We start from the raw sequence: 21,678 nt of genomic DNA on the forward strand, positions 1-21,678 counted from the left end.
CGTGACGGTATCGATGCCAAGACAAAATTGGACCCCTTCTTGCTATAGCCCGGACAGGGCGCGTTTTTGCGTCAATTCTTTGTTCTTGTCTGGCGGGGTCTACGTGGATCGCACGCAACTCATCAATTTCGGCAATGGCCTAGCGGGCGCAGGGCGCGGCAACCTCGGGGTGCCGCTGCTGTTGCTGGTGATGATGGGCATGATGATGTTGTCGGTGCCGCCGTTCCTTCTGGATCTGCTGTTTACCTTCAACATCGCCTTGTCGATCGTCGTGTTGCTGGTCAGCGTCTACGCGCTGCGGCCACTGGATTTCGCCGTATTCCCGACGATTCTGCTGGTCGCCACGCTGATGCGTCTCGCGCTCAACGTGGCATCGACGCGGGTGGTGCTGATCAATGGTCATGAGGGCGGTTCTGCGGCCGGTCATGTAATCGAAGCCTTCGGCAATGTGGTGATCGGCGGCAACTACGTCGTGGGTATCGTCGTTTTCGCGATCCTGATGATCATCAACTTTGTCGTGGTTACCAAGGGTGCCGGGCGAATCTCCGAAGTCAGCGCGCGCTTTACCCTCGACGCCATGCCCGGCAAGCAGATGGCGATCGATGCCGACCTCAACGCTGGCCTGATCGACCAAGCCGAAGCGAAGGTGCGTCGGGTCGATGTCGCTTCGGAGGCGGACTTTTACGGTTCGATGGACGGTGCGAGCAAGTTCGTCCGCGGTGATGCCATCGCCGGCTTGCTGATCCTTTTCATTAACCTCATCGGTGGTGTCGGCATCGGTATGGCGCAGCACGGCATGAGCTTCAGTGAAGCGGGCCAGGTGTACGCGTTGCTGACGATCGGTGACGGCCTCGTCGCACAGATCCCGTCGCTGTTGCTGTCGACCGCCGCCGCCATCATGGTGACCCGAGTCACCAGTTCCGAGGACATGGGGCAACAGGTCAACCGGCAAATGTTCGCCTCGCCCAAGGCGCTGGCCGTATCTGCCGGCATCATGATTGCCATGGGCCTGGTGCCCGGCATGCCGCACATGTCGTTTCTCGGCCTCGGTGCGGTGGCGGCGGGTGGCGCCTACTGGATATGGCATCGCCAGAAGCAGGTCACGCAACAGGCCGAGCAGGATGTTCAGAAGCAGCAGGAAATGCTTCCCGCCCAGCGGGCTGCCGAGACCAAGGAGCTGGGTTGGGATGATGTGACGGCGGTGGATATGGTCGGCCTGGAAGTCGGCTACCGGCTGATCCCCCTGGTTGACCGCAATCAGGGTGGCCAGCTGCTGGCCCGGATCAAGGGCGTGCGCAAGAAGCTGTCCCAGGATCTGGGCTTTCTAATGCCGTCGGTGCACATTCGCGACAATCTGGACCTGTTGCCCAATGCCTATCGCTTGACGCTGATGGGCGTAAGCCTGGCGGAAGCCGAGGTGTATCCGGATCGCGAGCTGGCGATCAATCCGGGACAGGTGTTCGGCCCGCTCAACGGTATCGCTGCCAAGGACCCGGCGTTTGGGCTGGAGGCGGTGTGGATCGAGGCCAGTCAGCGCGATCAGGCGCAATCGCTCGGCTACACGGTGGTTGACGCCAGCACAGTCGTGGCGACGCACCTCAATCAGATCTTGCACAAGCATGCCCATGAATTGCTCGGGCACGAGGAGGTTCAGCAACTTCTGCAGTTGTTGGCCAAGAGCTCGCCGAAGCTCGCAGAAGAGCTGGTGCCCGGGATGATTTCGCTGTCGACCTTGCTCAAGGTACTGCAAGCGCTGCTGCAGGAGCAGGTGCCGGTGCGTGACATCCGAACCATTGCCGAGGCCATCGCCAACGTCGCCGCCAAGAGTCAAGATCCCGCCGCAATGGTGGCGGCGGTGCGTGTCGCACTGTCCCGAGCGATTGTGCAAAACGTTGTCGGGCTTGAGCCGCAGCTGCCTGTGATCACCCTTGAGCCAAGGTTGGAACAGATATTGCTCAATAGTCTTCAGAAGGCTGGGCAAGGCTCGGAAGATGGCATTCTCCTCGAGCCGGGAATGGCCGAAAAGTTGCAACGTTCTCTGGTAGAAGCGGCACAGCGTCAAGAAATGTTAGGTAAGCCGGCGATTCTGCTGGTGGCAGGTCCGGTCCGCGCGATGCTGTCGCGGTTTGCCCGGCTCGCGGTACCGAACATTCATGTCCTGGCCTATCAGGAAATACCGGATAACAAGCAGGTCACCATCGTTTCGACGGTGGGTCAGAATTAACTGAGGGCTACAGGCCATGCAGGTCAAACGTTTCTTCGCAGCCGACATGCGTATCGCCATGAAGATGATTCGTGACGAGCTGGGCGCTGATGCCGTGATCACGGGAAACCGTCGGGTCGCAGGCGGCGTCGAGTTGACCGCCGTGCTTGATTATCCGATGGAGTCGGCGGCGGCGAAGCAGCCGAATCCGGCCCTGGAAGCCGAACTGCGCAAGACTCAGGCGCGTATTGCAAGCGCCCATGCGGAAATGAGCGGCCCGGCACGCGGGTCGATCGGTCAGGATCGCCAGCTGCTTGACGAAAAGCCCGCTGCGGCTGCCCAGGCAACTCCGGTTGCCACAAGCCCATCGTTCGATTCGCGTGCGGTTGAAGCGATGCAGTCGGAGCTGCAGGGCCTGCGCGAACTGATCGAAGTTCAACTCGGTTCGATTGCCTGGGGTCAGGAGCAGAGCCGCCGTCCACAACAGGCTGGCCTGTGGCGCCGCCTGCAGCGCGTCGGCCTGCCTGCCGAGCTGTCACGCGCATTGCTGGAAAAAGTTTCGACCGTATCGGAGCCGCGCCAGGCATGGCGGATGTTGCTGGCGCATCTAGCGCAATCGATCAAGGTCAGCAAGGTCGAGCCGCTGGAAGAGGGTGGCGTTATCGCGTTGGTTGGCCCGGCGGGTGCCGGCAAGACCACTACGCTGGCCAAGCTTGCCGCGCGCTACGTGCTCAAGCACGGCCCGCAAAGCATCGCGCTGGCGAGCATGGATAACTACCGCATCGGCGCGCAGGAACAGCTGAAGACGCTGGGTCGGATTCTCAATGTTCCGGTTGTTCAGCTCGATGCCAGTCAGCCCTTGAGCAAAACGCTGGCGCCGCTGGCCCGTAAGCGCCTGATTCTTGTCGACACCGCTGGCCTGCCGGCCGGTGACTCGATGATGAAGATGCAACTCGAGGCACTGGCGGACCGTGGCATTAAAGCGAAGAATTATCTGGTCCTGCCTGCGACCAGCCAGAGCCAGGTGCTCAAGGCAACTTGGCACAATTACCGCCGGTGCGGGCTGGCGGGCTGCATTCTGACTAAACTGGACGAAGCCGGGAGCCTGGGTGATGTGCTGGGTCTGACCATCAGCCAGCATCTACCTATCGCGTATCTTGCCGATGGGCCGCGTATCCCTGAGGATCTGCATCTCCCGCGCAGCCATCAGTTGGTCAGTCGCGCGGTGAGTCTGCAATCGGAAGAGAATCCCAGCGAGGAAACCATGGCTGACATGTTCTCCGATCTGTACAACGGTTCTCGGAAGGTCGGATGAACGCTTTGCGACGTGAGACACACAAAGAAGACGCGTTCGGGCTGAACGCATCGATGGCCCAAGGGCTCCAGCAAGAGATAGGCGTGTGAAAATGGGTATGCATCCCGTACAGGTTATTGCAGTGACCGGCGGCAAGGGTGGCGTCGGCAAGACCAACGTGTCGGTCAATCTGGCCCTGGCGCTGGCCGATCTCGGGCGTCGGGTGGTATTGCTCGACGCCGACCTTGGCCTGGCTAACGTCGACGTACTACTCGGCCTGACGACCAAGCGCACCCTGGCCGATGTCATTGCCGGTGAATGCGACCTGCGCGATGTGCTGATTCAGGGGCCGGGCGGGGTGCGTATCGTGCCGGCCGCTTCCGGCACTCAGAGCATGGTGCAGCTATCGACTCTGCAACATTCCGGCTTGATCCAGGCCTTCAGTGACATTGGTGATGACATCGATGTGCTGATCATCGATACCGCCGCGGGTATTGGTGACGGTGTGGTGAGCTTTGTGCGCGCCGCACAGGAAGTGCTGCTGGTGGTGACCGATGAGCCCACGTCGATCACCGATGCCTATGCGCTGATCAAGTTGCTCAATCGCGACTACGGCATCAGCCGCTTCCGGGTGCTGGCCAACATGGCTCATGCGCCACAGGAAGGTCGCAACCTGTTCGCCAAGTTGACCAAGGTGACTGAGCGCTTCCTCGACGTGGCGCTTCAGTATGTCGGCGCGATCCCGTACGACGAGTTGGTGCGCAAGGCCGTGCAAAAGCAGCGCGCCGTCTACGAGGCCTACCCGCGGGCTAAATGCTCGCTGGCGTTCAAGGCCATCGCGCAGAAGGTCGATACCTGGCCGTTGCCGGCGACGCCACGCGGTCATCTGGAGTTCTTTGTGGAGCGCCTGGTCAGGCCCGCCGCAGAGCCTAACGAACAATAGCGGCTGGATTCGGTATGTATTACAGCAAAGCTCAGGCTAAAGACTCGCAGTACCAACTCATCGATCAGTACGCGCCGCTGGTCAAGCGCATCGCTTATCACCTTCTGGCGCGGTTGCCGGCGAGCGTGCAGGTCGACGACCTGATGCAGGCCGGCATGATCGGCTTGCTGGAGGCGTCAAAGAAATATGACGCCGGTAAGGGGGCGAGTTTCGAGACCTATGCCGGTATTCGCATACGCGGCGCCATGCTCGACGAAGTGCGCAAAGGTGACTGGGCGCCGCGTTCGGTGCACCGGAATTCGCGCATGGTCAGTGAGGCGATTCGGGTAATTGAGGCCAGAACCGGGCGCGACGCTAAAGATCAGGACGTTGCGGCCGAACTTAAATTGAGTCTCGATGAGTACTACGGCATTCTGGGCGACACCCTGGGCAGCCGCCTGTTCAGCTTCGATGATCTGCTGACCGAAGGCGAGCACGGGGAGTTCGAGGAGGATGCCGCCAGCACCCATCCGGAACCGTCCCGCGATCTTGAAGACGAGCGTTTTCAACAGGCGTTGGCCGAGGCCATCGGTAACCTGCCGGAACGTGAAAAGTTGGTGCTTTCGCTGTATTACGACGAAGAGTTGAACTTGAAGGAAATCGGTCAGGTACTGGGCGTCAGCGAATCGCGGGTGAGTCAGTTGCACAGTCAGTGCGCGGCACGTCTGCGGGCTCGTCTTGGCGAGTGGCGCGCGCGTTAACGACCGGTTTGCAACAAAAGCATTAGAGACCGCTTACGAGCTTCATTCATGAGGCCCGCAAACAGACCGTGAGCAGGTCTCGGATTCGGGTTTACGGAGGTGTACTTGGACAAGAACATGAAAATCCTCATCGTCGATGACTTCTCGACCATGAGACGGATCATCAAGAACCTCTTGCGCGATCTGGGCTTCACCAATACTGCTGAAGCGGACGACGGCACGACTGCGCTGCCGATGCTGAAAAGCGGAAGTTTCGATTTCCTCGTTACCGACTGGAACATGCCGGGCATGAGCGGTATCGATCTGCTGCGCGCTGTGCGTGCTGATGAGCGCCTGAAGCATCTGCCGGTATTGATGGTCACCGCCGAAGCGAAGCGTGATCAGATCATCGAGGCCGCGCAAGCCGGGGTAAACGGATACGTGGTCAAGCCATTCACGGCTCAAGTGCTCAAAGAAAAGATCGAGAAGATCTTCGAGCGCGTCAACGGCTGAAGCAGTACCGCCGCGAGGGCACTATGACGCAAGCAGACCAAAGCCTGGCAGAGTTCGAAGCAACTCTGAGGGCTCATGCACCCCAGTTGATTGAAAGTCTGCAACAGGGCCGCTTCGACGAAGCCACGCAGATGTTCAACGAGCTCAACCAGGCTCGCAATCACGGGCTCTATCTGGAAGTTGGCAAGCTCACCCGCGAGCTGCACAACGCCATCGTCAAGCTCGAAATGGATACTTGTGCAACCGGCGGCGACCCGTCGCCCATCACTGACGCGACCGATCGGCTTTCCTACGTCGTGGAAATGACCGAAAAAGCCGCCAACCGCACCATGGATCTAGTGGAGGAGTCGGCGCCGCTGGTGAATTACGTCAGCTACGAAGCCCAGAGCCTGACCGCCGACTGGCAGCGCTTCATGCGTCGCGATATGAACGCTGAACAGTTCCGCGATCTGGTCAAGCGTATCGATCAGTTTCTCCAGCGCAGCATGAGCGATGGCAGTCAGTTATCGCAGAACCTTAGCGAAATCATGTTGGCGCAGGATTTCCAGGACCTCACCGGTCAGGTGATCAAACGGGTGACCCGGCTCATCACCGAACTCGAAAGCAACCTGCTGAATCTGGTGCTGATGGCCGGCCAGGTTGACCGCGTGGCGGGTATCCAGCATGACCGCGAAGCGATGCGCGCCGAGCAGGAAATGAAAAATCAAGAAAAACAGCCTTCCAATGGTGAAGGTCCGCAGATGCATGCCGATATACGTGAGGATGTCGTATCCGGGCAAGACGACGTCGATGATCTGCTTTCGAGCCTGGGCTTTTAGGGGAAGTTAAATATGAGCTTCGACGCCGATGAAGAAATCCTCCAGGACTTCCTGGTTGAGGCCGGCGAGATTCTCGAACTATTGTCAGAGCAACTGGTGGAGCTGGAAAGCAGCCCCGATGACACAGCCTTGCTCAATGCGATTTTTCGCGGTTTCCATACGGTAAAAGGCGGTGCCGGTTTTCTCCAGTTGCATGAGCTGGTCGAGTGCTGCCACATCGCCGAAAACGTCTTCGACATCCTGCGCAAGGGTGAGCGTCGCGTCGACTCGGAATTGATGGATGTCGTGCTGCAGGCTCTGGACTCCGTCAATGAAATGTTTAGCCAGGTGCGTGAGCGCACCGAGGTAACCCCGGCGACTCCTGAACTGCTGGCAGCGCTGGCACGTTTGGCTGAGCCAGCCGACGAGCAGGAGCCAGTGGCCGAAGCACCTGTCGAGGCTGCGCCCGAGCCTGCTGTAACCGCCGACAGCGAATTTGAGCAGTTTTTGGGTGCGCTGGACGAGTCTGCCGAGACTCCAGGTCCTAGCGCCGCTGACGAAATCACTGACGAGGAGTTCGAGTCACTGCTTGATCAGCTCCACGGAAAGGGTCAATTCGCGGCTGATCAACAAACGTCGCCAGCTGCAACGGCTGCGGCAGCGGCGCAACCGTCTGCCAGCGACGAGATCACCGACGACGAATTCGAGGCACTGCTCGACCAACTGCATGGCAAAGGCCAGTTTTCCGAGCCGGTAGCAGCAGCACCCACCGAGGCTGTTAGCGAAGCCGTGGCTGCAAGCGGCGACGACATCAGCGACGATGAGTTCGAAGCGCTGCTGGACCAGTTGCATGGCAAAGGAAAATTTGAGCCCGACGCAGCCGCTCCAGCCGCAGCCGCCGCTGCGCCCGCCGCTAAGCCTGCGCCGATTGCCGCGGCGGTTGAGAAAAAGGCTGCGCCGGCCAGCTCTGTGGCGAGCAAGGCTGCTGCACCCGCCAAAGCGGAGCTTGCATCGAAGCCTGCCGCCGCGCCAGAAAAGCCTGCAAGCGAGGCCGAGACCACTGTTCGAGTCGATACCGCCAGACTTGATGAAATCATGAACATGGTCGGCGAGCTGGTACTGGTGCGTAATCGTCTGGTGCGCCTAGGCTCAAATAGCGCCGATGAGGCCATGGCCAAGGCCGTGTCCAATCTGGATGTGGTAACTGCTGATCTGCAGAGTGCCGTGATGAAAACGCGCATGCAGCCGATCAAGAAGGTCTTTGGCCGCTTCCCGCGCTTGGTTCGCGACTTGGCTCGCAGCCTCAAAAAAGAGATCAATCTGGAACTGGTCGGCGAAGAAACCGATCTGGACAAGAACCTCGTGGAAGCGCTGGCCGATCCGCTTGTCCACCTGGTGCGCAACGCGGTGGACCACGGCATAGAGACGCCTGAAGAGCGCGAAGCTGCAGGCAAGCCGCGCACCGGTAAGGTTGTGCTTTCCGCTGAACAGGAAGGCGACCATATTCTGCTGCTGATCACTGATGACGGCAAAGGCATGGATGCGGACGTCCTGCGCGCCAAGGCGGTTGAGAAGGGCTTGCTCGATAAGGACGCAGCCGATCGCCTGAGCGATCTGGAATCCTACAATCTGATCTTTGCGCCGGGCTTCTCGACCAAAACGGAGATCTCTGACGTGTCTGGCCGCGGCGTCGGCATGGATGTGGTCAAGACCAAGATTTCGCAGCTTAACGGCACGGTCAATGTCTTTTCCAACAAAGGCCAGGGCTCGCGCGTCGTGATCAAGGTGCCGCTGACGCTGGCGATCATGCCGACCCTGATGGTGATGTTGGCCAACCAGGCGTTCGCTTTCCCGCTGGTAAGTGTCAACGAAATATTCCACCTCGACCTGTCCCGCACCAACGTGGTTGACGGCCAGGAAGTCGTGATCGTCCGCGACAAGGCGCTGCCATTGTTCTATCTCAAGCGCTGGCTGGTGCACGGCGCCGAGCTTGAGGAGCAGCGTGAAGGGCACGTGGTGATACTCAACGTCGGTAATCAGAGTATCGGCTTCGTCGTCGATCAGTTGGTTGGGCAGGAAGAGGTGGTAATCAAGCCGCTGGGCAAGATGCTACAGGGCACTCCGGGAATGTCCGGTGCGACTATCACCGGCGACGGTCGTATCGCCTTGATCCTGGATGTCCCGAGCATGCTCAAGCGTTACGCGCGCCGGATCTGATCAGTAGCCAGCGGTGTCTTCACGGACCGCTGTCGCTAGGAGTTGTTTTATGGCAGTCAAGGTCCTGGTGGTGGACGATTCCGGCTTTTTCCGCCGTCGTGTATCGGAGATCCTTTCTTCAGACTCGAATATCCAGGTGATCGGAACCGCGACCAACGGGCGCGAGGCGATCGACCAGGCGCTGGCGTTGAAACCAGACGTCATCACCATGGATTACGAGATGCCGATGATGGACGGTATTACCGCCGTCCGGCAGATCATGCAGCGCTGCCCAACGCCGGTATTGATGTTCTCCTCGCTTACCCACGAAGGCGCACGGGTCACGCTCGATGCGCTGGATGCGGGTGCCGTCGACTTTCTGCCAAAGAACTTCGAGGACATCTCGCGCAACCCGGACAAGGTCAAGCAGTTGCTCTGCGAGAAGGTGCATAGCATCTCGCGCAGCAACCGCCGTTTCAGCAGCACTGCTAGCGCTCCGGTTGCCACGCCCCAGGCGGTGCGCCCGCTTGGCGCCTCTTTGGGTAGCGCATCCCATGCGAGGCCTGCCGCGCCAATCCATGCGGCACCGACTCCGGCACCTCGGCGCAAATCGTACCGACTGGTTGCCATCGGTACCTCGACCGGTGGGCCGGTGGCGCTTCAGCGCGTACTGACGCAGCTGCCCGGCAATTTTCCAGCTCCTATCGTGCTGATCCAGCACATGCCGGCTGCGTTTACCAAAGCCTTCGCCGAACGTCTGGACAAGCTTTGCAAGATCCGCGTCAAAGAAGCCGAAGATGGTGATCTGCTGCGGCCGGGCCTGGCTCTGCTGGCGCCCGGAGGCAAGCAGATGATGGTCGACGGACGCGGCGCGGTGCGCATATTGCCGGGTGACGAGCGACTCAACTACCGTCCTTGTGTGGACGTTACCTTCGGCTCTGCTGCCAAGGCCTTCGGCGACAAGGTACTGGCGGTTGTACTGACCGGCATGGGTGCGGACGGCCGCGAAGGGGCGAGGATGCTCAAGCAGAGCGGTAGCCAGGTATGGGCTCAGGACGAAGCCAGTTGCGTCATCTATGGCATGCCGATGGCAGTGGTCAAGGCCAACCTCAGCGATGCCGTCTACGGGCTCGATGACATCGGTCGCCACTTGAGCGAGGCGTGCCTCTGATGGATGTACTCAGCCTGATTGGGCTGGTGCTCGCGTTCGTCGCCATTGTCGGGGGTAATTTCCTCGAAGGCGGGCATGTTTCGGCGCTGCTCAACGGGCCGGCCGCGCTTATCGTTCTCGGCGGCACACTCGGGGCGGTGTTGTTGCAGACGCCGATGGCGGTTTTCATGCGGGCGATGTCGGTGATGGGCTGGATATTCTTTCCGCCGCGTATCGATATGGTTCGCGGAATCAGCCTGGTCACGGGCTGGAGTGCCACGGCGCGCAAGGAAGGGTTGCTTGGGCTTGAGCCTATCGCCGAAACGGAGCCTGACCCTTACGCACGCAAAGGCTTGCAGCTGCTGGTCGATGGGGCTGAGCCGGAAGTGATTCGCAGCATTCTCGAGGTTGACCTGTACACGCAGGAAACTCGCGATCTACGGGCGGCGAAAGTATTCGAGAGCATGGGGGGCTACTCGCCCACGGTCGGCATCATCGGTGCGGTGATGGGGCTGATTCATGTCATGGGTAATCTGGCCGATCCCAGTCAGCTGGGTAGCGGCATTGCGGTTGCATTCGTTGCCACCATCTACGGCGTGGCCTTCGCCAACCTGCTGGTGTTGCCGATGGGCAACAAGCTCAAAAGCGTGGTGCAGAAGCAGACCGCTTACCGCGAAATGTTACTTGAAGGTGTTCTGTCGATTGCCGAGGGAGAGAATCCGCGTTCAATCGAAATGAAACTCCAGGGTTTCCTCGATTGATAACTCATCGGCAACGCTGCGCATGCTTCGCGCTGCGGATCTGGAAATGAACATGGCAAAGGCTTTATCCACGACGCTCTGCCTCAGTTCCGCTACGGTGAGCCTGCTCATCGCCGCTCTCGGTTGGAGTTGATCTGATCATGGCGCGCCGCCGCTCCCACGAAGAACCGGAGAATCACGAGCGGTGGCTCGTGTCCTATGCCGACTTCATCACGCTGCTGTTTGCGTTCTTCGTGGTGATGTACTCGATCTCCTCGCTCAACGAGGGCAAGTACAAGATCCTGTCCGATTCGTTGGTCGGCGTTTTTAATCAGGTCGACCGCGCGGTCAAGCCCATTCCCATCGGCGAAGAGCGGCCACGTACCACGCAGCCGGACGCATCCCAGATCGATGAGCCGCAATCATCGCAGCAGCCAATCGATCCGCTGCAGAGCATCATGCAGAGCATGCAGGCGGCTTTTGCCGATCTGATCGCCTCCAATCAGCTGACGGTTCGCGGCAATGAACTCTGGGTCGAAATCGAGCTGAACTCGAGTTTGCTGTTTCCCAGCGGCGAAGCATTGCCAAATGACCATGCGTTCGCCCTGTTGGAAAAGGTCGCCGGGATTCTGGCACCTTTCGATAATCCGATTCACGTTGAAGGCTTCACCGACAATCTACCTATCAATACGGCGAATTTTCCGACCAACTGGGAACTGTCGGCGGCGCGTGCTGGCAGTGTGGTCCGGATGTTGGCTGCGGACGGTGTCGACCCGGCACGCCTGGCGGCGGTGGGTTACGGCGAATTCCAGCCCATCGCGGATAATTCCACCGCCGAAGGCAGGGCACGTAATCGCCGTGTGATTCTGGTCATTTCACGCAATCTCGACGTCCGCCGCAGCGTCAGCGGTGTGGGAAGCGGGAATGCCCAGCCTGTGACGGAAGCCTCGCAAGCTGGCACACAACGTGCTGTTCCTTCTGATGGTTAGGTGCCCCTCGCGGCATCGTCAATTCTCCGTCGTTGGCTAACGCCGAGACGGCCGGTCCCGGTCTGGTTCGATCCGGATGGAAAGAGAGTTATGAGAGTCTGGGCTGTAGCCAATCAAAAAGGCGGGGTGGGGAAAACCACTACGTCCATTGCACTTGCTGGTTTGCTGGCCGATTCCGGCAAGCGGGTCGTAGCGCTGGATCTCGATCCCCACGGCTCGATGACCAGCTATTTCGGGCATGATCCGGACAACCTCGATCACAGCGTTTTCGACTTGTTCCAGCATCAGGGTACCGTTCCCGAAGGTCTGCCCTGGCAATTGCTGCTGCCGACCAGCCATGAGCGCCTTTCCTTGCTGCCGTCGAGCACGGTACTGGCGACGCTGGAGCGCCAGTCTCCGGGCCAGAACGGCCTCGGCCTGGTCATTGCCAAGAGTCTTTCGCAGCTCTGGCAGGATTTCGATTACGCCATTATCGACAGCCCACCGCTGCTGGGCGTGCTGATGGTCAACGCGTTGGCCGCCAGTCAGCAGCTGATCATCCCGGTGCAGACGGAGTTCCTGGCCATGAAGGGCCTGGAGCGTATGGTCAGTACGCTGAGCATGATCAACCGATCGCGTCGGCAGGCCTTGCCTTACACCATCGTGCCAACGATGTTCGATCGCCGCACCCAGGCTTCGATGAACACGCTCAAAGTCTTGCGCAAAGGCTATCAGGAGCACCTCTGGCAAGCCTTCATTCCGATTGATACACGTCTGCGTGACGCCAGCCGTGCCGGCCTCACGCCGTCCCAGTACGATTCTGGCAGTAGGGGCGTACTCGCCTACCGTGCACTGCTGAAAACATTGTTGGCGGCGCAAGCCTCGCCAGAGGTGGCCTGAATGACGACGTACGGCCGCGTTCGCCGTTCAAGTTCGCCATGGGTGCGGCCGATAGCCTATCCAGTGGGTTCGCACGAGTTGGTTTCATGAGTCGTACCGTTCTTAAAGAAAGCCGATCGCAACAGACGCTGCAGTCGTATCTCGATGCGCTTCTGCAGGATGCCGTCATGGAATTGGCCGAATCGGTCAGCCCGGACGAGTTTCAGGCGGCCGTGTTCGAGGAGCAGCAGCGCGATACACAGCGGGTCGTGGCGCTACGTCCGGTTGCTCCGCCTGAACCCGAAGCCATTGCCGTTCCGGTAGTTGCCGAGGCGCAGGCGTTGCTCGAATTGCCCCCCGAATCACCGGTGGATGCACCGCCTGCGCCGGTCGAGCCGATTGCCGTTTTTGACTTGCAGGCGCAGGCGCCGAACGGCCCGCCAGCGATGCCGAACAGCCAGCCGGAGTGGGGCGAGGAACCGTTCGAGTGCTTGTTGTTCGATGTGGCCGGGCTGACGCTGGCGGTGCCGCTGGTCAGTCTCGGTTCGATCTATCCGCTTGCCGGGCAGGAACTCACGCCTCTTTTCGGCCAGCCTGCCTGGTTTCTCGGCATCTTGCCGAGCCAGGCTGGCAATCTGAAGGTTCTGGACACAGCACGCTGGGTCATGGCCGAGCGCTATCGCGACGATTTCCGCGACGGACTTCAGTACGTGATTTCAGTGCAGGGTTATGAATGGGGGCTGGCGGTACATCAGGTCAGCCGCTCGATTCGTCTGGACCCCAAAGAAGTGAAGTGGCGCACGCAGCGCACGCAGCGGCCCTGGCTCGCCGGGACGGTGATTGACCACATGTGTGCGCTGGTGGACGTAACCGCGCTCGCCGAGCTGATCGCCAGCGGCGCGACCCGACATCTCAAGGGCGTCCCGTCGTAATCAATTGAACAAACCGAGGGGCACGCAAGCGCCCCGAGTAACCGATAGAATCAACCGCCAGTGCGGTACATGAAGAGGTGGGGCTATGAAGATGACTTCCGCACAGGGTTCCGATGATCCGGTCCTGCAATGGGTAACCTTCCGTCTGGATAACGAGACCTATGGCATCAACGTGATGCAGGTCCAGGAAGTGCTGCGCTACACCGAAATCGCCCCGGTGCCGGGTGCGCCCAGCTATGTGCTGGGCATCATCAACCTGCGTGGCAACGTCGTTACAGTGATCGATACGCGTCAGCGCTTCGGTCTCGACACGGCGCCGGTATCGGACAACACCCGTATCGTTATCATCGAGGCTGATCGCCAGGTGGTCGGCATTCTCGTCGACAGCGTTGCCGAGGTGGTCTACCTGCGCCAGTCGGAGATCGAAACCGCACCGAACGTTGGTAACGATGAGTCGGCGAAATTCATCCAGGGCGTATGCAACAAGAACAATGAGCTGCTGATTCTGGTCGAACTGGACAAGATGATGAGCGAAGAAGAATGGGCGGAACTTGAGAGCATCTAAAGCATGATTGCGTCGCTGGTAGCGGCGGTCGTTGCGCTTGCCTTATGCTGCCTGGCATTGCTCGGTTGCTGCATCTGGCTGTTTCGCCGCCAGCGCCAGCAGGCTGAAGCGCAAGCGCACGAAGACGCTATCCGTGACAAGCGCATCAAGGCGCTCGGCGCGCGGCTGGATAATTACCTCGAAAGCAACGTTCGGATGGGCAAGGATCTGCACGAGCTGTCGCGCATCGTTGCCCCGTTGCCCGAAAAGCTGGGTCAGCTCGAACAGCGTGATCCCAATAATTTCTCTTTTTCCCAGGCGGCCAAGCTGGTCGGTATGGGCGCCAGCGTCGATGATCTGACGCAGTCCTGCGGGTTGTCCCAATCTGAAGCCGAATTGATGCGCAAGTTGCATCAGTCCCGCCGCGAGCCCGATTAGCGCCGAGAACTTCAGCGTCGCAGCGCGGCTGCCAATACGTCGGCCCGCCGACCGTGGCAGTGAACGATATGACTATTGCTTCCTCCAACTTGGACAAGGTGTCGCCATGTCTGGTGCCGACCTGTGCCTTCAAGGGCGAGGAGGATGTGATGCTGCGCATTCTGATGCTGTGCCTGCTGACGAGCCCCGCGTGGGTTTTTGCAGCGGAAGCGCCGGCGGAGGTCGATGGTGCGATGACCATCAATGTTTATCAGGCTCGGCAGCTTCATGCGCTGGGTGCGGTGTTCATAGACGTGCGCCCCAGGCGCGAATGGAGCTGGGGGCACGTTGAGGGTGCGGTGCACATGAGTCTGGCGCGTGAATTCGTTGGGCTGTCACGCTCCGAATGGCCAAGAAGCGTGCCGCTGGTCGTTTATTGCGATAGCGAAGTCTGTCCGGTCAGTGCTGAGGCGGTTCGCCTTGCCGTCGAATGGGGCTACCAGCAGGTTTTTTATTTCCGTGAAGGCTATTTCGCCTGGATGTTGGCTGATTTTCCGCAGGAAAAAGACCAGATCGACGGCCTCGCGACGCTCAATGCTCAGGCCCATTGAGTCGCGGAATCGCCGATGTTTCTTTGTCACGGCCAAAGCCCGCTGGGCATTTACCTTTCAAGTACCAGGCAAAGGCGATGATTTCGGCAATGGTGCGGTAAAGCGCTTCCGGAATCGCATCGCCCAGCTCCAGGCGCGCCAGCAATTTCACCAGTTCGGCATTCTCGTAGATCGGCACATCGTGTTCGCGGGCTATTGCCAGTATCGCTTCGGCCAGTTCGTCGTCGCCTTTCGCTGACAGGGTCGGTGCGGTGGCGCCGTCATAAGTAAGTGCAATGGCTTGGCGCGGTGTCTGGGCAGTCATGCGGTTTCATCTACGAAGCGTTGATCCAGCGAAGTGCGTGGTCCTTGTGGCGGCGTTCCCTGCCGGCAGGCCAGCTCACCGACATTCAGCCCGGCCGTGATCAGCCGCTGACGGAGATGCCCGAGCTCCGCCGAGATCAGCTCGGCAGTGCCGCTGTGTTCGGCCCAGATCTGGCTCGAAAGACTGCCCTGTAGCAACTGTGCCTGAATTTGCAACGGGCCGAGGGGGGCGACGTCGAACGCGAGCTCTACCTTCCACAACGTTTCCGGTTTTTCCTTGCGGTTTTGCTGAGGCTCGTCTTCGCGTTGAAATTTCACTTGCAACGGAACGATATCGCGCTGGTCGCGCATCGGCACCTCGAGCTGCCAGGTTGTAACCTGGGTGCCGTCCGGGCTGGTCTGGGTCTGAGCCAGACTAGACAGTTGATGTGTCTGTAGCCGCGATACGGCCGCCGCGGCTAGCTTGAGCAACAGTTCGAGATCGGCTTCTTCATCGGCGCTCGGCAATAACCGGTTCGATAACGGGAAGTTTTGCGCCAACTGGCGCGAATTGGGCTGGCCAAGCGCTCCGAGCGCATTGCGGGCAAAGGCCGGCAGCGCCTGGCCGAGGCCTGCGCTTGCTTGCGCCGCGCCTAGCGGTCCTCCACCCGGTAGGCCCGGTAGTTGCGCAATCAGGCGGAGCAGTGTGGCCTTCATGTCGGTCGGTAGATCGCTTGCTTCGCCGCGCAGGAGATTGCCTTCTAGAAAGACCCCACTGCGCGCCAGCGCCTGCGCCAAGGCCTTGGCATCGCCAAGTTGTTGCATGCTCGGCACCAGCCCGAGCAGTCGCTCGGCTGCCCCGCGTAAGGGGTCCGGCAATGCCGAGCTGGATGTGAGCGCACTGAGCAGCCCTTCGATCGAGCCTTGGCGGCTGTGCTGTGCGGTCAGTTGTTGACCAAGCATCAATTGATCGAGGCGACCGCTTAGTGGCAAGAAGGCCAGTGACTGGTCGCCCTGAACGCGCGCGGTAATCAGGCTGCCCGGAGCGAGCGGCATGGCGGATTCGACATTGAGCTTCTGTCCGGCGAGCGGCGAATTGAGCAGGGTGATTGCGACCTTGAACAGAGTCTTGCCGTCCTGCTGGGTCTGCTGGCTGGCCGTCACCTTGCCTTGCACCACGCTGCCCGTAGGCAGCTGCGAAAGGTCAATGCTGCTCTGCGGCTGGCGGTTGTTGGGCTGCAGTGTGGCTATCAGGCGTGAATCGGATACGGCAGTGATGAACAGGGCGGTCCCGGGCGTGGCTGCTTTTGAACTCGCGGTGTCGACCGTTGCCTGTCGTCCATTGGTCAGGGTCAGGCGTAGCGTCAACTGAAAGCCTTGCAGGGCCTCCTTGATATTGATGACTTCCGCCTCGGCACTCTCGCCAGCGGCAAGCAATCCCTGCATCGGCTGCAGCAATTTCAACGCCAGCTCAGCCGACGCCACTGCCGGCCGAGAGGGGCCGGTCGCGGGAATTGCCTGGGTGCTTTTGATCTCGGTCATCTTACTTAAATGCTCTTACAACCTTTCTACATTGTGGTCTTTGGCGCCCGGGTTCGGCATGTATAATTCCGCCGCCCGCCCGAGCATGTAGCGGCCGGGCTCCTTTCATCTTGAGGTAGCCCTAGCGTGTCCAGCCCCTTTCTAGAAACTGTGGCGCTTTCCTGCGAGCGAGACTGGCGCCTGCTCTTCGAGAGGTTAGACCTGCAGATCGTCAAAGGTGAAATGTTGCAGATCGCCGGCCCCAACGGCAGCGGCAAGACAAGCCTGCTGCGTTTGCTGTCCGGGTTGATGCAGCCGACCTCCGGGGAGGTATTGCTGAAGGGTGAAACGCTGGAAAGCCAGCGCGGCGAACTGGCCCGTAACCTGCTGTGGATCGGTCATGCTGCAGGCATCAAAGGGTTGCTGAGCGCTGAAGAAAACCTCGCCTGGCTGTGCGCATTGCATCAGCCAGCGTCGCGTGACGCTATCTGGCAGGCGCTTGATGCCGTTGGGTTGCGCGGTTTCGAGGATGTACCCTGTCATACACTCTCCGCCGGCCAGCAGCGCCGGGTTGGGCTAGCCCGGCTATATCTGTCGCCGCCGCCCCTGTGGATTCTCGATGAGCCTTTCACGGCGCTCGACAAAGGCGGCGTGGCGCAGCTAGAGCGGCATCTGGCCACTCACTGCGAGCAAGGCGGTATGGTTGTGCTGACCACCCATCATTCGCTCGTTGAAATGCCGGCGGGCTTCCGCCAAATCGATCTGGGGCAGCGAGCCGCATGAGCAACGTCTTTACCCTGTTGCTGGCTCGCGAAAGCCGACTGTTGTTCCGGCGGCCTGCGGAGCTGGCCAACCCATTGGTCTTCTTCGCCATTGTCATCGCATTGTTTCCCCTGGCGGTCGGCCCCGAGACTCAGCTGTTGCAGACCATTTCACCGGGGCTTATCTGGGTCGCCGCGTTGTTGGCCGTGCTGCTTTCGCTGGATGGGTTGTTCCGCAGTGATTTCGAGGATGGCTCGCTCGAGCAGTGGGTCGTTTCGCCGCACCCCTTGGCGCTTCTGGTGCTCGCCAAGGTGCTGGCACACTGGATGTTCTCTGGCCTGGCGCTGGTGCTGCTGGCGCCGTTGCTGGGCCTTATGCTGGGTATGCCGTTCAGCGCGTTGCCGGTGTTGCTGATGTCGCTGCTGCTGGGTACGCCGGTCCTGAGCCTGCTGGGCGCGGTCGGAGCGGCTTTGACCGTTGGGCTTAAGCGAGGCGGGCTGTTGTTGGCGCTGCTAATTCTCCCCCTGTACATACCCGTGCTTATCCTTGGCAGTGGAGCATTGCAGGCAGCGCTGCAGGGGCTGCCTGCGCTCGGTTATCTATTATGGCTTTCCAGCCTGACTGCCCTGGCAGTTACTCTGACACCCTTTGCAATAGCGGCCGGCCTGAGAATCAGCGTCGGCGAATGACGGATTGGCAGAATGTTTCTATCCAGTAGCGGAACGCGGTTGGCCGAGGCGAGACGAGCGGTTATCGCAACGATGGGTTCCATGATCTCGAACAAGCGCCGGTTGCCCGGTTTCGGCGCAGTATCGGCATACATAGCGGGCGTGAGGCAGGCTCTATGAACTGGACATGGTTCCACAAGCTGGGTTCGCCTAAATGGTTCTATGGCATCAGCGGTCGTTGGCTGCCGTGGTTTGGCTGGGCGGCATTGCTGCTGGTCGGAGTCGGGGTGGTTTGGGGGTTGGCGTTCGCACCTCAGGATTACCAACAGGGCAATAGCTTCCGGATCATCTATATCCACGTTCCGGCAGCGTTTCTGGCGCAGTCCATCTATGTGATGCTGGCGGTGGCGGGGCTGGTCGGGCTGGTGTGGAAGATGAAGCTGGCCGATGTCGCTCTGCAGCAAGCTGCGCCCATTGGCGCCTGGATGACCTTTATTGCGTTGGTCACAGGTGCGGTGTGGGGCAAGCCCACCTGGGGCGCCTGGTGGGTCTGGGATGCACGCCTGACGTCGATGCTGATCCTGCTGTTTCTGTATTTCGGCATCATTGCCTTGGGCCAGGCCATCACCAATCGCGACAGTGCAGCCAAGGCTTGTGCAGTGCTTTCGATCGTCGGGGTGGTGAACATCCCGATCATCAAATATTCGGTCGAGTGGTGGAACACCCTTCACCAGCCGGCCACCTTCACCGTGACGGAAAAGCCGGCCATGCCGCTGGAAATGTGGCTGCCCCTGCTGGTCATGGTGCTGGGCTTCTACTGTTTCTTTACGTTGGTTCTGCTGATGCGCATGCGCCTCGAGGTGCTGCGTCGCGAGTCGAGAAGCAGTTGGGTCAAAGCAGAAGTGAAAGAACTGATGGGTAAATCATCATGAATTTCTCGTCGTTTTCGGATTTCATCGGCATGGGTAACCATGGCCTATACGTCTGGACGTCCTACGGCATCAGCCTGGCGGTTCTGGTTCTCAACGTGGCGCTGCCGATGATGGCACGTCGACGTTATCTGCAAGATGAGGCGCGTCGTTTGCGCCGGGAGGAAATGAAGTGAATCCTGTGCGCAAGAAGCGTCTGTTCATCATTCTGGCCATTCTGGCTGGCGTCGGTGTCGCGGTGACGCTGGCATTATCCGCGCTGAAAGAGAACATCAACCTCTTCTACACACCGACCCAGATTGCCGCAGGCGAAGCGCCTGAAGGCACGCGAATTCGCGCTGGCGGCATGGTCGAAGAGGGTTCGGTACAGCGCAGCAACGATTCCCTGACGGTGACGTTTCGCGTCACCGACTATGCCGAAGCGGTCACTATCCAGTATCAGGGAATCCTGCCTGATCTGTTTCGTGAAGGGCAGGGCATCGTTGCCTTGGGGCGCATGAACGCTGATGGCGTCCTGGTTGCTGACGAAGTGCTGGCCAAGCATGACGAGAACTACATGCCGCCAGAAGTCACCGCAGCGCTGGAGAAAAGTGGCAAAAGCAAGCCCTACAGCGACAGCGCGCAGGGGGATACGAAATGATTCCTGAGCTTGGTCACCTGGCAATGATTCTGGCGCTGTGCCTCGCCGTGGTGCAGGGCACGCTCCCGCTGATTGGGGCCTGGCGGGGCGACAGTCAGTGGATGGGGTTGGCGCAACCGGCTGCCTGGGGGCAGTTTTCTTTTTTGGCGTTTTCTTTCGCCTGCCTCACCTATGCCTTCATGATGGATGATTTCTCCGTTGCTTATGTGGCGCAGAACTCCAACAGCGCCTTGCCCTGGTACTACAAGTTCAGCGCCGTATGGGGTGCACACGAAGGCTCGCTGCTGCTGTGGGCGTTCATCCTGGCCGGGTGGACCTTTGCCGTATCGATTTTCTCGCGACAGCTGCCCGAGGACATGCTTGCGCGGGTGTTGGGTGTGATGGGGCTGATCAGCATTGGCTTCTTGTTGTTCCTGATTGTCACGTCCAACCCCTTCGAGCGGCTGCTGCCGCAAGCACCGATGGATGGGCGAGATCTCAACCCGCTGCTTCAGGACTTCGGTCTGGTAGTACACCCACCCATGCTTTACATGGGGTATGTCGGTTTTTCAGTTGCCTTTGCGTTCGCCATTGCCGCCTTGCTAGGTGGCCGCTTGGACGCGGCCTGGGCGCGCTGGTCGCGTCCCTGGACGTTGATCGCCTGGGCGTTCCTGGGTACGGGTATCGCGCTGGGCTCGTGGTGGGCCTATTACGAACTGGGCTGGGGCGGCTGGTGGTTTTGGGACCCGGTGGAAAACGCCTCGTTCATGCCGTGGTTGGTGGGTACCGCTTTGATCCACTCGCTGGCGGTGACGGAAAAGCGCGGCGTATTCAAGAGCTGGACCGTACTGCTGGCAATCGCGGCCTTTTCGCTCAGCCTGTTGGGGACGTTCCTGGTTCGTTCCGGGGTGCTCACTTCGGTACACGCGTTTGCGACCGATCCGGCGCGCGGCGTCTTTATCCTGGCGTTCCTGTTGGTGGTGATCGGTGGTTCGCTCACTCTGTTCGCGCTGCGTGCGCCGGTGGTGAAGAGCCAGATCGGCTTTGGTTTGTGGTCACGTGAAACGCTGCTGCTGGTTAACAACCTTCTGCTGGTCGTTGCTACCTCGATGATTCTGCTGGGGACTTTGTATCCCTTGCTGCTCGACGCCATGTCCGACACCAAGCTGTCGGTCGGACCACCCTATTTCAACGCGATGTTCCTGCCTCTGGTTGGCGCTCTGATGCTTGCGCTCGGCGTGGGCGTATTGGTGCGTTGGAAAAGCACACCGGTCAAATGGCTGATCGGCATGCTAATGCCCGTGCTGATAACCAGTGCCGTCCTGGGCGGCCTGGGGTCGATGTTGTTTGGTGATTTCCACTGGGCGGTTCTGGCGGTCTGCCTTCTCGCCGGCTGGGTGGTCAGTGCTGGAGTGCGTGACATCCTCGACAAGACTCGTCACAAGGGCCTGTTGAAAGGTTTGCGAAGCCTGGCGCCGAGTTACTGGGGTATGCAACTGGCGCACTTCGGTCTGGTGGTCTGTGCGCTGGGCGTGGTGCTGACAAGTCAGCAGAGCGACGAGCGTGACCTGCGCCTGGCTCCGGGCGAGTCGCTGCAGCTGGGTGGTTACAGTTTCGTATTCGACGGTGCCAAGCATTTCGAAGGACCAAACTTCACCTCAGATAAAGGCACCATTCGGGTCTTTGAAGGCGACAAACAGGTCGCGACGCTGCATCCAGAGAAGCGCCTCTACACCGTGCAGCAGATGCCAATGACCGAAGCGGGCATTGACGCCGGGTTCACCCGTGATCTCTACGTGGCGTTGGGCGAGCCGCTGGACAACGGCGCCTGGGCAGTTCGGGTGCATATCAAGCCGTTCGTTCGCTGGATCTGGTTGGGTGCGCTGATGATGTCGTTGGGTGGCGTGCTGTCGGTGAGTGACAAACGTTATCGGGTGAAAGTCAGGACCCGTGTTCGCGAGGCGCTCGGTTTGGCACAGCAAGGAGCCTGA

The 21,678-nt window shown here is 60.0% G+C and carries 23 protein-coding genes; 21 read left to right on the forward strand and 2 right to left on the reverse strand.

Translation table 11 applies throughout. The annotated features are described in order from the left end of the window. Window positions 1–103 precede the first annotated feature (103 nt). The 15 genes from flhA (at window position 104) to PSTU_RS0108530 (ending at window position 14,906) form a co-directional block, all read left to right on the forward strand. A complete protein-coding gene (flhA, locus tag PSTU_RS0108455; protein WP_019340610.1) occupies window positions 104–2,224 on the forward strand; it encodes a flagellar biosynthesis protein FlhA in 2,121 nt (706 codons plus the stop codon). Between the two features lie 16 nt (window positions 2,225–2,240). Beyond that, the gene (flhF, locus tag PSTU_RS0108460; protein WP_019340611.1) at window positions 2,241–3,518 is read left to right on the forward strand and encodes a flagellar biosynthesis protein FlhF; all 1,278 of its coding nucleotides are present in this window, start codon (window positions 2,241–2,243) and stop codon (window positions 3,516–3,518) included. Window positions 3,519–3,609: 91 nt separating this feature from the next. Further along, window positions 3,610–4,440: a flagellar synthesis regulator FleN gene (gene fleN / locus PSTU_RS0108470; RefSeq protein ID WP_019340613.1), complete on the forward strand. Its 831-nt coding sequence runs from the start codon at window positions 3,610–3,612 to the stop codon at window positions 4,438–4,440. Window positions 4,441–4,454: 14 nt separating this feature from the next. Further along, window positions 4,455–5,180 carry an RNA polymerase sigma factor FliA gene (gene fliA, locus PSTU_RS0108475; RefSeq protein ID WP_019340614.1) on the forward strand — a complete coding sequence of 242 codons (726 nt, stop codon included), beginning with the start codon at window positions 4,455–4,457 and terminating at the stop codon, window positions 5,178–5,180. Between the two features lie 117 nt (window positions 5,181–5,297). Beyond that, window positions 5,298–5,672 carry a chemotaxis response regulator CheY gene (locus PSTU_RS0108480; protein ID WP_172830728.1) on the forward strand — a complete coding sequence of 125 codons (375 nt, stop codon included), beginning with the start codon at window positions 5,298–5,300 and terminating at the stop codon, window positions 5,670–5,672. A gap of 23 nt (window positions 5,673–5,695) precedes the next feature. Continuing rightward, window positions 5,696–6,490, forward strand: a complete 795-nt coding sequence (locus PSTU_RS0108485) for a protein phosphatase CheZ (RefSeq protein ID WP_019340616.1) — start codon at window positions 5,696–5,698, stop codon at window positions 6,488–6,490. Window positions 6,491–6,502: 12 nt separating this feature from the next. Further along, window positions 6,503–8,686 (forward strand): chemotaxis protein CheA, encoded by a 2,184-nt coding sequence (locus PSTU_RS0108490; protein WP_019340617.1) that lies wholly within the window; start codon window positions 6,503–6,505, stop codon window positions 8,684–8,686. 49 nt (window positions 8,687–8,735) lie between these two features. Then, window positions 8,736–9,836 carry a protein-glutamate methylesterase/protein-glutamine glutaminase gene (locus tag PSTU_RS0108495; protein ID WP_019340618.1) on the forward strand — a complete coding sequence of 367 codons (1,101 nt, stop codon included), beginning with the start codon at window positions 8,736–8,738 and terminating at the stop codon, window positions 9,834–9,836. Next, window positions 9,836–10,576: a flagellar motor protein gene (locus PSTU_RS0108500; RefSeq protein WP_019340619.1), complete on the forward strand. Its 741-nt coding sequence runs from the start codon at window positions 9,836–9,838 to the stop codon at window positions 10,574–10,576. Before PSTU_RS0108495 ends, PSTU_RS0108500 begins: the two co-directional genes overlap by 1 nt. A gap of 140 nt (window positions 10,577–10,716) precedes the next feature. Continuing rightward, entirely contained in the window at window positions 10,717–11,544 is an 828-nt protein-coding gene (gene motD / locus PSTU_RS0108505; RefSeq protein ID WP_019340620.1) for a flagellar motor protein MotD, read from the forward strand. A gap of 90 nt (window positions 11,545–11,634) precedes the next feature. Continuing rightward, entirely contained in the window at window positions 11,635–12,423 is a 789-nt protein-coding gene (locus PSTU_RS0108510; protein WP_019340621.1) for a ParA family protein, read from the forward strand. Between the two features lie 86 nt (window positions 12,424–12,509). Next, window positions 12,510–13,334, forward strand: a complete 825-nt coding sequence (locus PSTU_RS0108515) for a CheW domain-containing protein (RefSeq protein WP_019340622.1) — start codon at window positions 12,510–12,512, stop codon at window positions 13,332–13,334. A gap of 85 nt (window positions 13,335–13,419) precedes the next feature. After that, window positions 13,420–13,899 carry a chemotaxis protein CheW gene (locus tag PSTU_RS0108520; protein ID WP_019340623.1) on the forward strand — a complete coding sequence of 160 codons (480 nt, stop codon included), beginning with the start codon at window positions 13,420–13,422 and terminating at the stop codon, window positions 13,897–13,899. 3 nt (window positions 13,900–13,902) lie between these two features. Then, entirely contained in the window at window positions 13,903–14,316 is a 414-nt protein-coding gene (locus tag PSTU_RS0108525) for a DUF2802 domain-containing protein (RefSeq protein ID WP_019340624.1), read from the forward strand. A 149-nt stretch (window positions 14,317–14,465) separates the two neighbouring features. After that, complete coding sequence (locus PSTU_RS0108530; RefSeq protein WP_029404682.1) at window positions 14,466–14,906, forward strand: rhodanese-like domain-containing protein; 441 nt, start codon at window positions 14,466–14,468, stop codon at window positions 14,904–14,906. On the opposite strand, the gene PSTU_RS0108535 is transcribed toward PSTU_RS0108530, so the two are convergent. Together PSTU_RS0108535 and PSTU_RS0108540 are read right to left on the reverse strand one after the other, a co-directional pair. Further along, entirely contained in the window at window positions 14,887–15,210 is a 324-nt protein-coding gene (locus PSTU_RS0108535; protein ID WP_019340626.1) for an EscU/YscU/HrcU family type III secretion system export apparatus switch protein, read from the reverse strand. The genes PSTU_RS0108530 and PSTU_RS0108535 overlap by 20 nt on opposite strands. Beyond that, on the reverse strand, window positions 15,207–16,730 hold the full coding sequence (locus tag PSTU_RS0108540) for a flagellar hook-length control protein FliK (RefSeq protein WP_019340627.1): 1,524 nt from the start codon (window positions 16,728–16,730) through the stop codon (window positions 15,207–15,209). Before PSTU_RS0108540 ends, PSTU_RS0108535 begins: the two co-directional genes overlap by 4 nt. 126 nt (window positions 16,731–16,856) lie before the next feature. Here PSTU_RS0108540 and ccmA point away from each other — a divergent pair, with 126 nt between their 5' ends. From ccmA to PSTU_RS0108570, 6 genes are all read left to right on the forward strand, one after another. Then, complete coding sequence (gene ccmA, locus PSTU_RS0108545) at window positions 16,857–17,492, forward strand: cytochrome c biogenesis heme-transporting ATPase CcmA (RefSeq protein WP_019340628.1); 636 nt, start codon at window positions 16,857–16,859, stop codon at window positions 17,490–17,492. Further along, window positions 17,489–18,160, forward strand: coding sequence for a heme exporter protein CcmB (gene ccmB / locus PSTU_RS0108550; protein WP_019340629.1), 672 nt, complete (start codon window positions 17,489–17,491; stop codon window positions 18,158–18,160). The genes ccmA and ccmB overlap by 4 nt, the downstream gene beginning before the upstream one ends. 155 nt (window positions 18,161–18,315) lie before the next feature. Further along, window positions 18,316–19,071: a heme ABC transporter permease gene (locus PSTU_RS0108555; protein ID WP_019340630.1), complete on the forward strand. Its 756-nt coding sequence runs from the start codon at window positions 18,316–18,318 to the stop codon at window positions 19,069–19,071. Beyond that, entirely contained in the window at window positions 19,068–19,244 is a 177-nt protein-coding gene (gene ccmD, locus PSTU_RS0108560; RefSeq protein ID WP_019340631.1) for a heme exporter protein CcmD, read from the forward strand. The genes PSTU_RS0108555 and ccmD overlap by 4 nt, the downstream gene beginning before the upstream one ends. Next, window positions 19,241–19,708 (forward strand): cytochrome c maturation protein CcmE, encoded by a 468-nt coding sequence (ccmE, locus tag PSTU_RS0108565; RefSeq protein WP_019340632.1) that lies wholly within the window; start codon window positions 19,241–19,243, stop codon window positions 19,706–19,708. The genes ccmD and ccmE overlap by 4 nt, the downstream gene beginning before the upstream one ends. Beyond that, window positions 19,705–21,678, forward strand: coding sequence for a heme lyase CcmF/NrfE family subunit (locus PSTU_RS0108570; protein ID WP_019340633.1), 1,974 nt, complete (start codon window positions 19,705–19,707; stop codon window positions 21,676–21,678). The genes ccmE and PSTU_RS0108570 overlap by 4 nt, the downstream gene beginning before the upstream one ends.

The organism is Stutzerimonas stutzeri SDM-LAC (genome assembly GCF_000235745.1).
Classification (GTDB): Bacteria; Pseudomonadota; Gammaproteobacteria; order Pseudomonadales; family Pseudomonadaceae; genus Stutzerimonas; species Stutzerimonas stutzeri_H.

What these genes read in the sequence shown, in the direction of transcription:
- flhF (WP_019340611.1), top strand. Translation starts at nt 2,241, where the DNA reads ATGCAGGTCAAACGTTTCTTCGCAGCCGACATGCGTATCGCCATGAAG.
- fleN (WP_019340613.1), top strand. Translation starts at nt 3,610, where the DNA reads ATGGGTATGCATCCCGTACAGGTTATTGCAGTGACCGGCGGCAAGGGT.
- fliA (WP_019340614.1), top strand. Translation starts at nt 4,455, where the DNA reads ATGTATTACAGCAAAGCTCAGGCTAAAGACTCGCAGTACCAACTCATC.
- PSTU_RS0108480 (WP_172830728.1), top strand. Translation starts at nt 5,298, where the DNA reads ATGAAAATCCTCATCGTCGATGACTTCTCGACCATGAGACGGATCATC.
- PSTU_RS0108485 (WP_019340616.1), top strand. Translation starts at nt 5,696, where the DNA reads ATGACGCAAGCAGACCAAAGCCTGGCAGAGTTCGAAGCAACTCTGAGG.
- PSTU_RS0108490 (WP_019340617.1), top strand. Translation starts at nt 6,503, where the DNA reads ATGAGCTTCGACGCCGATGAAGAAATCCTCCAGGACTTCCTGGTTGAG.
- PSTU_RS0108495 (WP_019340618.1), top strand. Translation starts at nt 8,736, where the DNA reads ATGGCAGTCAAGGTCCTGGTGGTGGACGATTCCGGCTTTTTCCGCCGT.
- PSTU_RS0108500 (WP_019340619.1), top strand. Translation starts at nt 9,836, where the DNA reads ATGGATGTACTCAGCCTGATTGGGCTGGTGCTCGCGTTCGTCGCCATT.
- motD (WP_019340620.1), top strand. Translation starts at nt 10,717, where the DNA reads ATGGCGCGCCGCCGCTCCCACGAAGAACCGGAGAATCACGAGCGGTGG.
- PSTU_RS0108510 (WP_019340621.1), top strand. Translation starts at nt 11,635, where the DNA reads ATGAGAGTCTGGGCTGTAGCCAATCAAAAAGGCGGGGTGGGGAAAACC.
- PSTU_RS0108515 (WP_019340622.1), top strand. Translation starts at nt 12,510, where the DNA reads ATGAGTCGTACCGTTCTTAAAGAAAGCCGATCGCAACAGACGCTGCAG.
- PSTU_RS0108520 (WP_019340623.1), top strand. Translation starts at nt 13,420, where the DNA reads ATGAAGATGACTTCCGCACAGGGTTCCGATGATCCGGTCCTGCAATGG.
- PSTU_RS0108525 (WP_019340624.1), top strand. Translation starts at nt 13,903, where the DNA reads ATGATTGCGTCGCTGGTAGCGGCGGTCGTTGCGCTTGCCTTATGCTGC.
- PSTU_RS0108530 (WP_029404682.1), top strand. Translation starts at nt 14,466, where the DNA reads ATGCTGCGCATTCTGATGCTGTGCCTGCTGACGAGCCCCGCGTGGGTT.
- PSTU_RS0108535 (WP_019340626.1), bottom strand. Translation starts at nt 15,210, where the DNA reads ATGACTGCCCAGACACCGCGCCAAGCCATTGCACTTACTTATGACGGC.
- PSTU_RS0108540 (WP_019340627.1), bottom strand. Translation starts at nt 16,730, where the DNA reads ATGACCGAGATCAAAAGCACCCAGGCAATTCCCGCGACCGGCCCCTCT.
- ccmB (WP_019340629.1), top strand. Translation starts at nt 17,489, where the DNA reads ATGAGCAACGTCTTTACCCTGTTGCTGGCTCGCGAAAGCCGACTGTTG.
- PSTU_RS0108555 (WP_019340630.1), top strand. Translation starts at nt 18,316, where the DNA reads ATGAACTGGACATGGTTCCACAAGCTGGGTTCGCCTAAATGGTTCTAT.
- ccmD (WP_019340631.1), top strand. Translation starts at nt 19,068, where the DNA reads ATGAATTTCTCGTCGTTTTCGGATTTCATCGGCATGGGTAACCATGGC.
- PSTU_RS0108570 (WP_019340633.1), top strand. Translation starts at nt 19,705, where the DNA reads ATGATTCCTGAGCTTGGTCACCTGGCAATGATTCTGGCGCTGTGCCTC.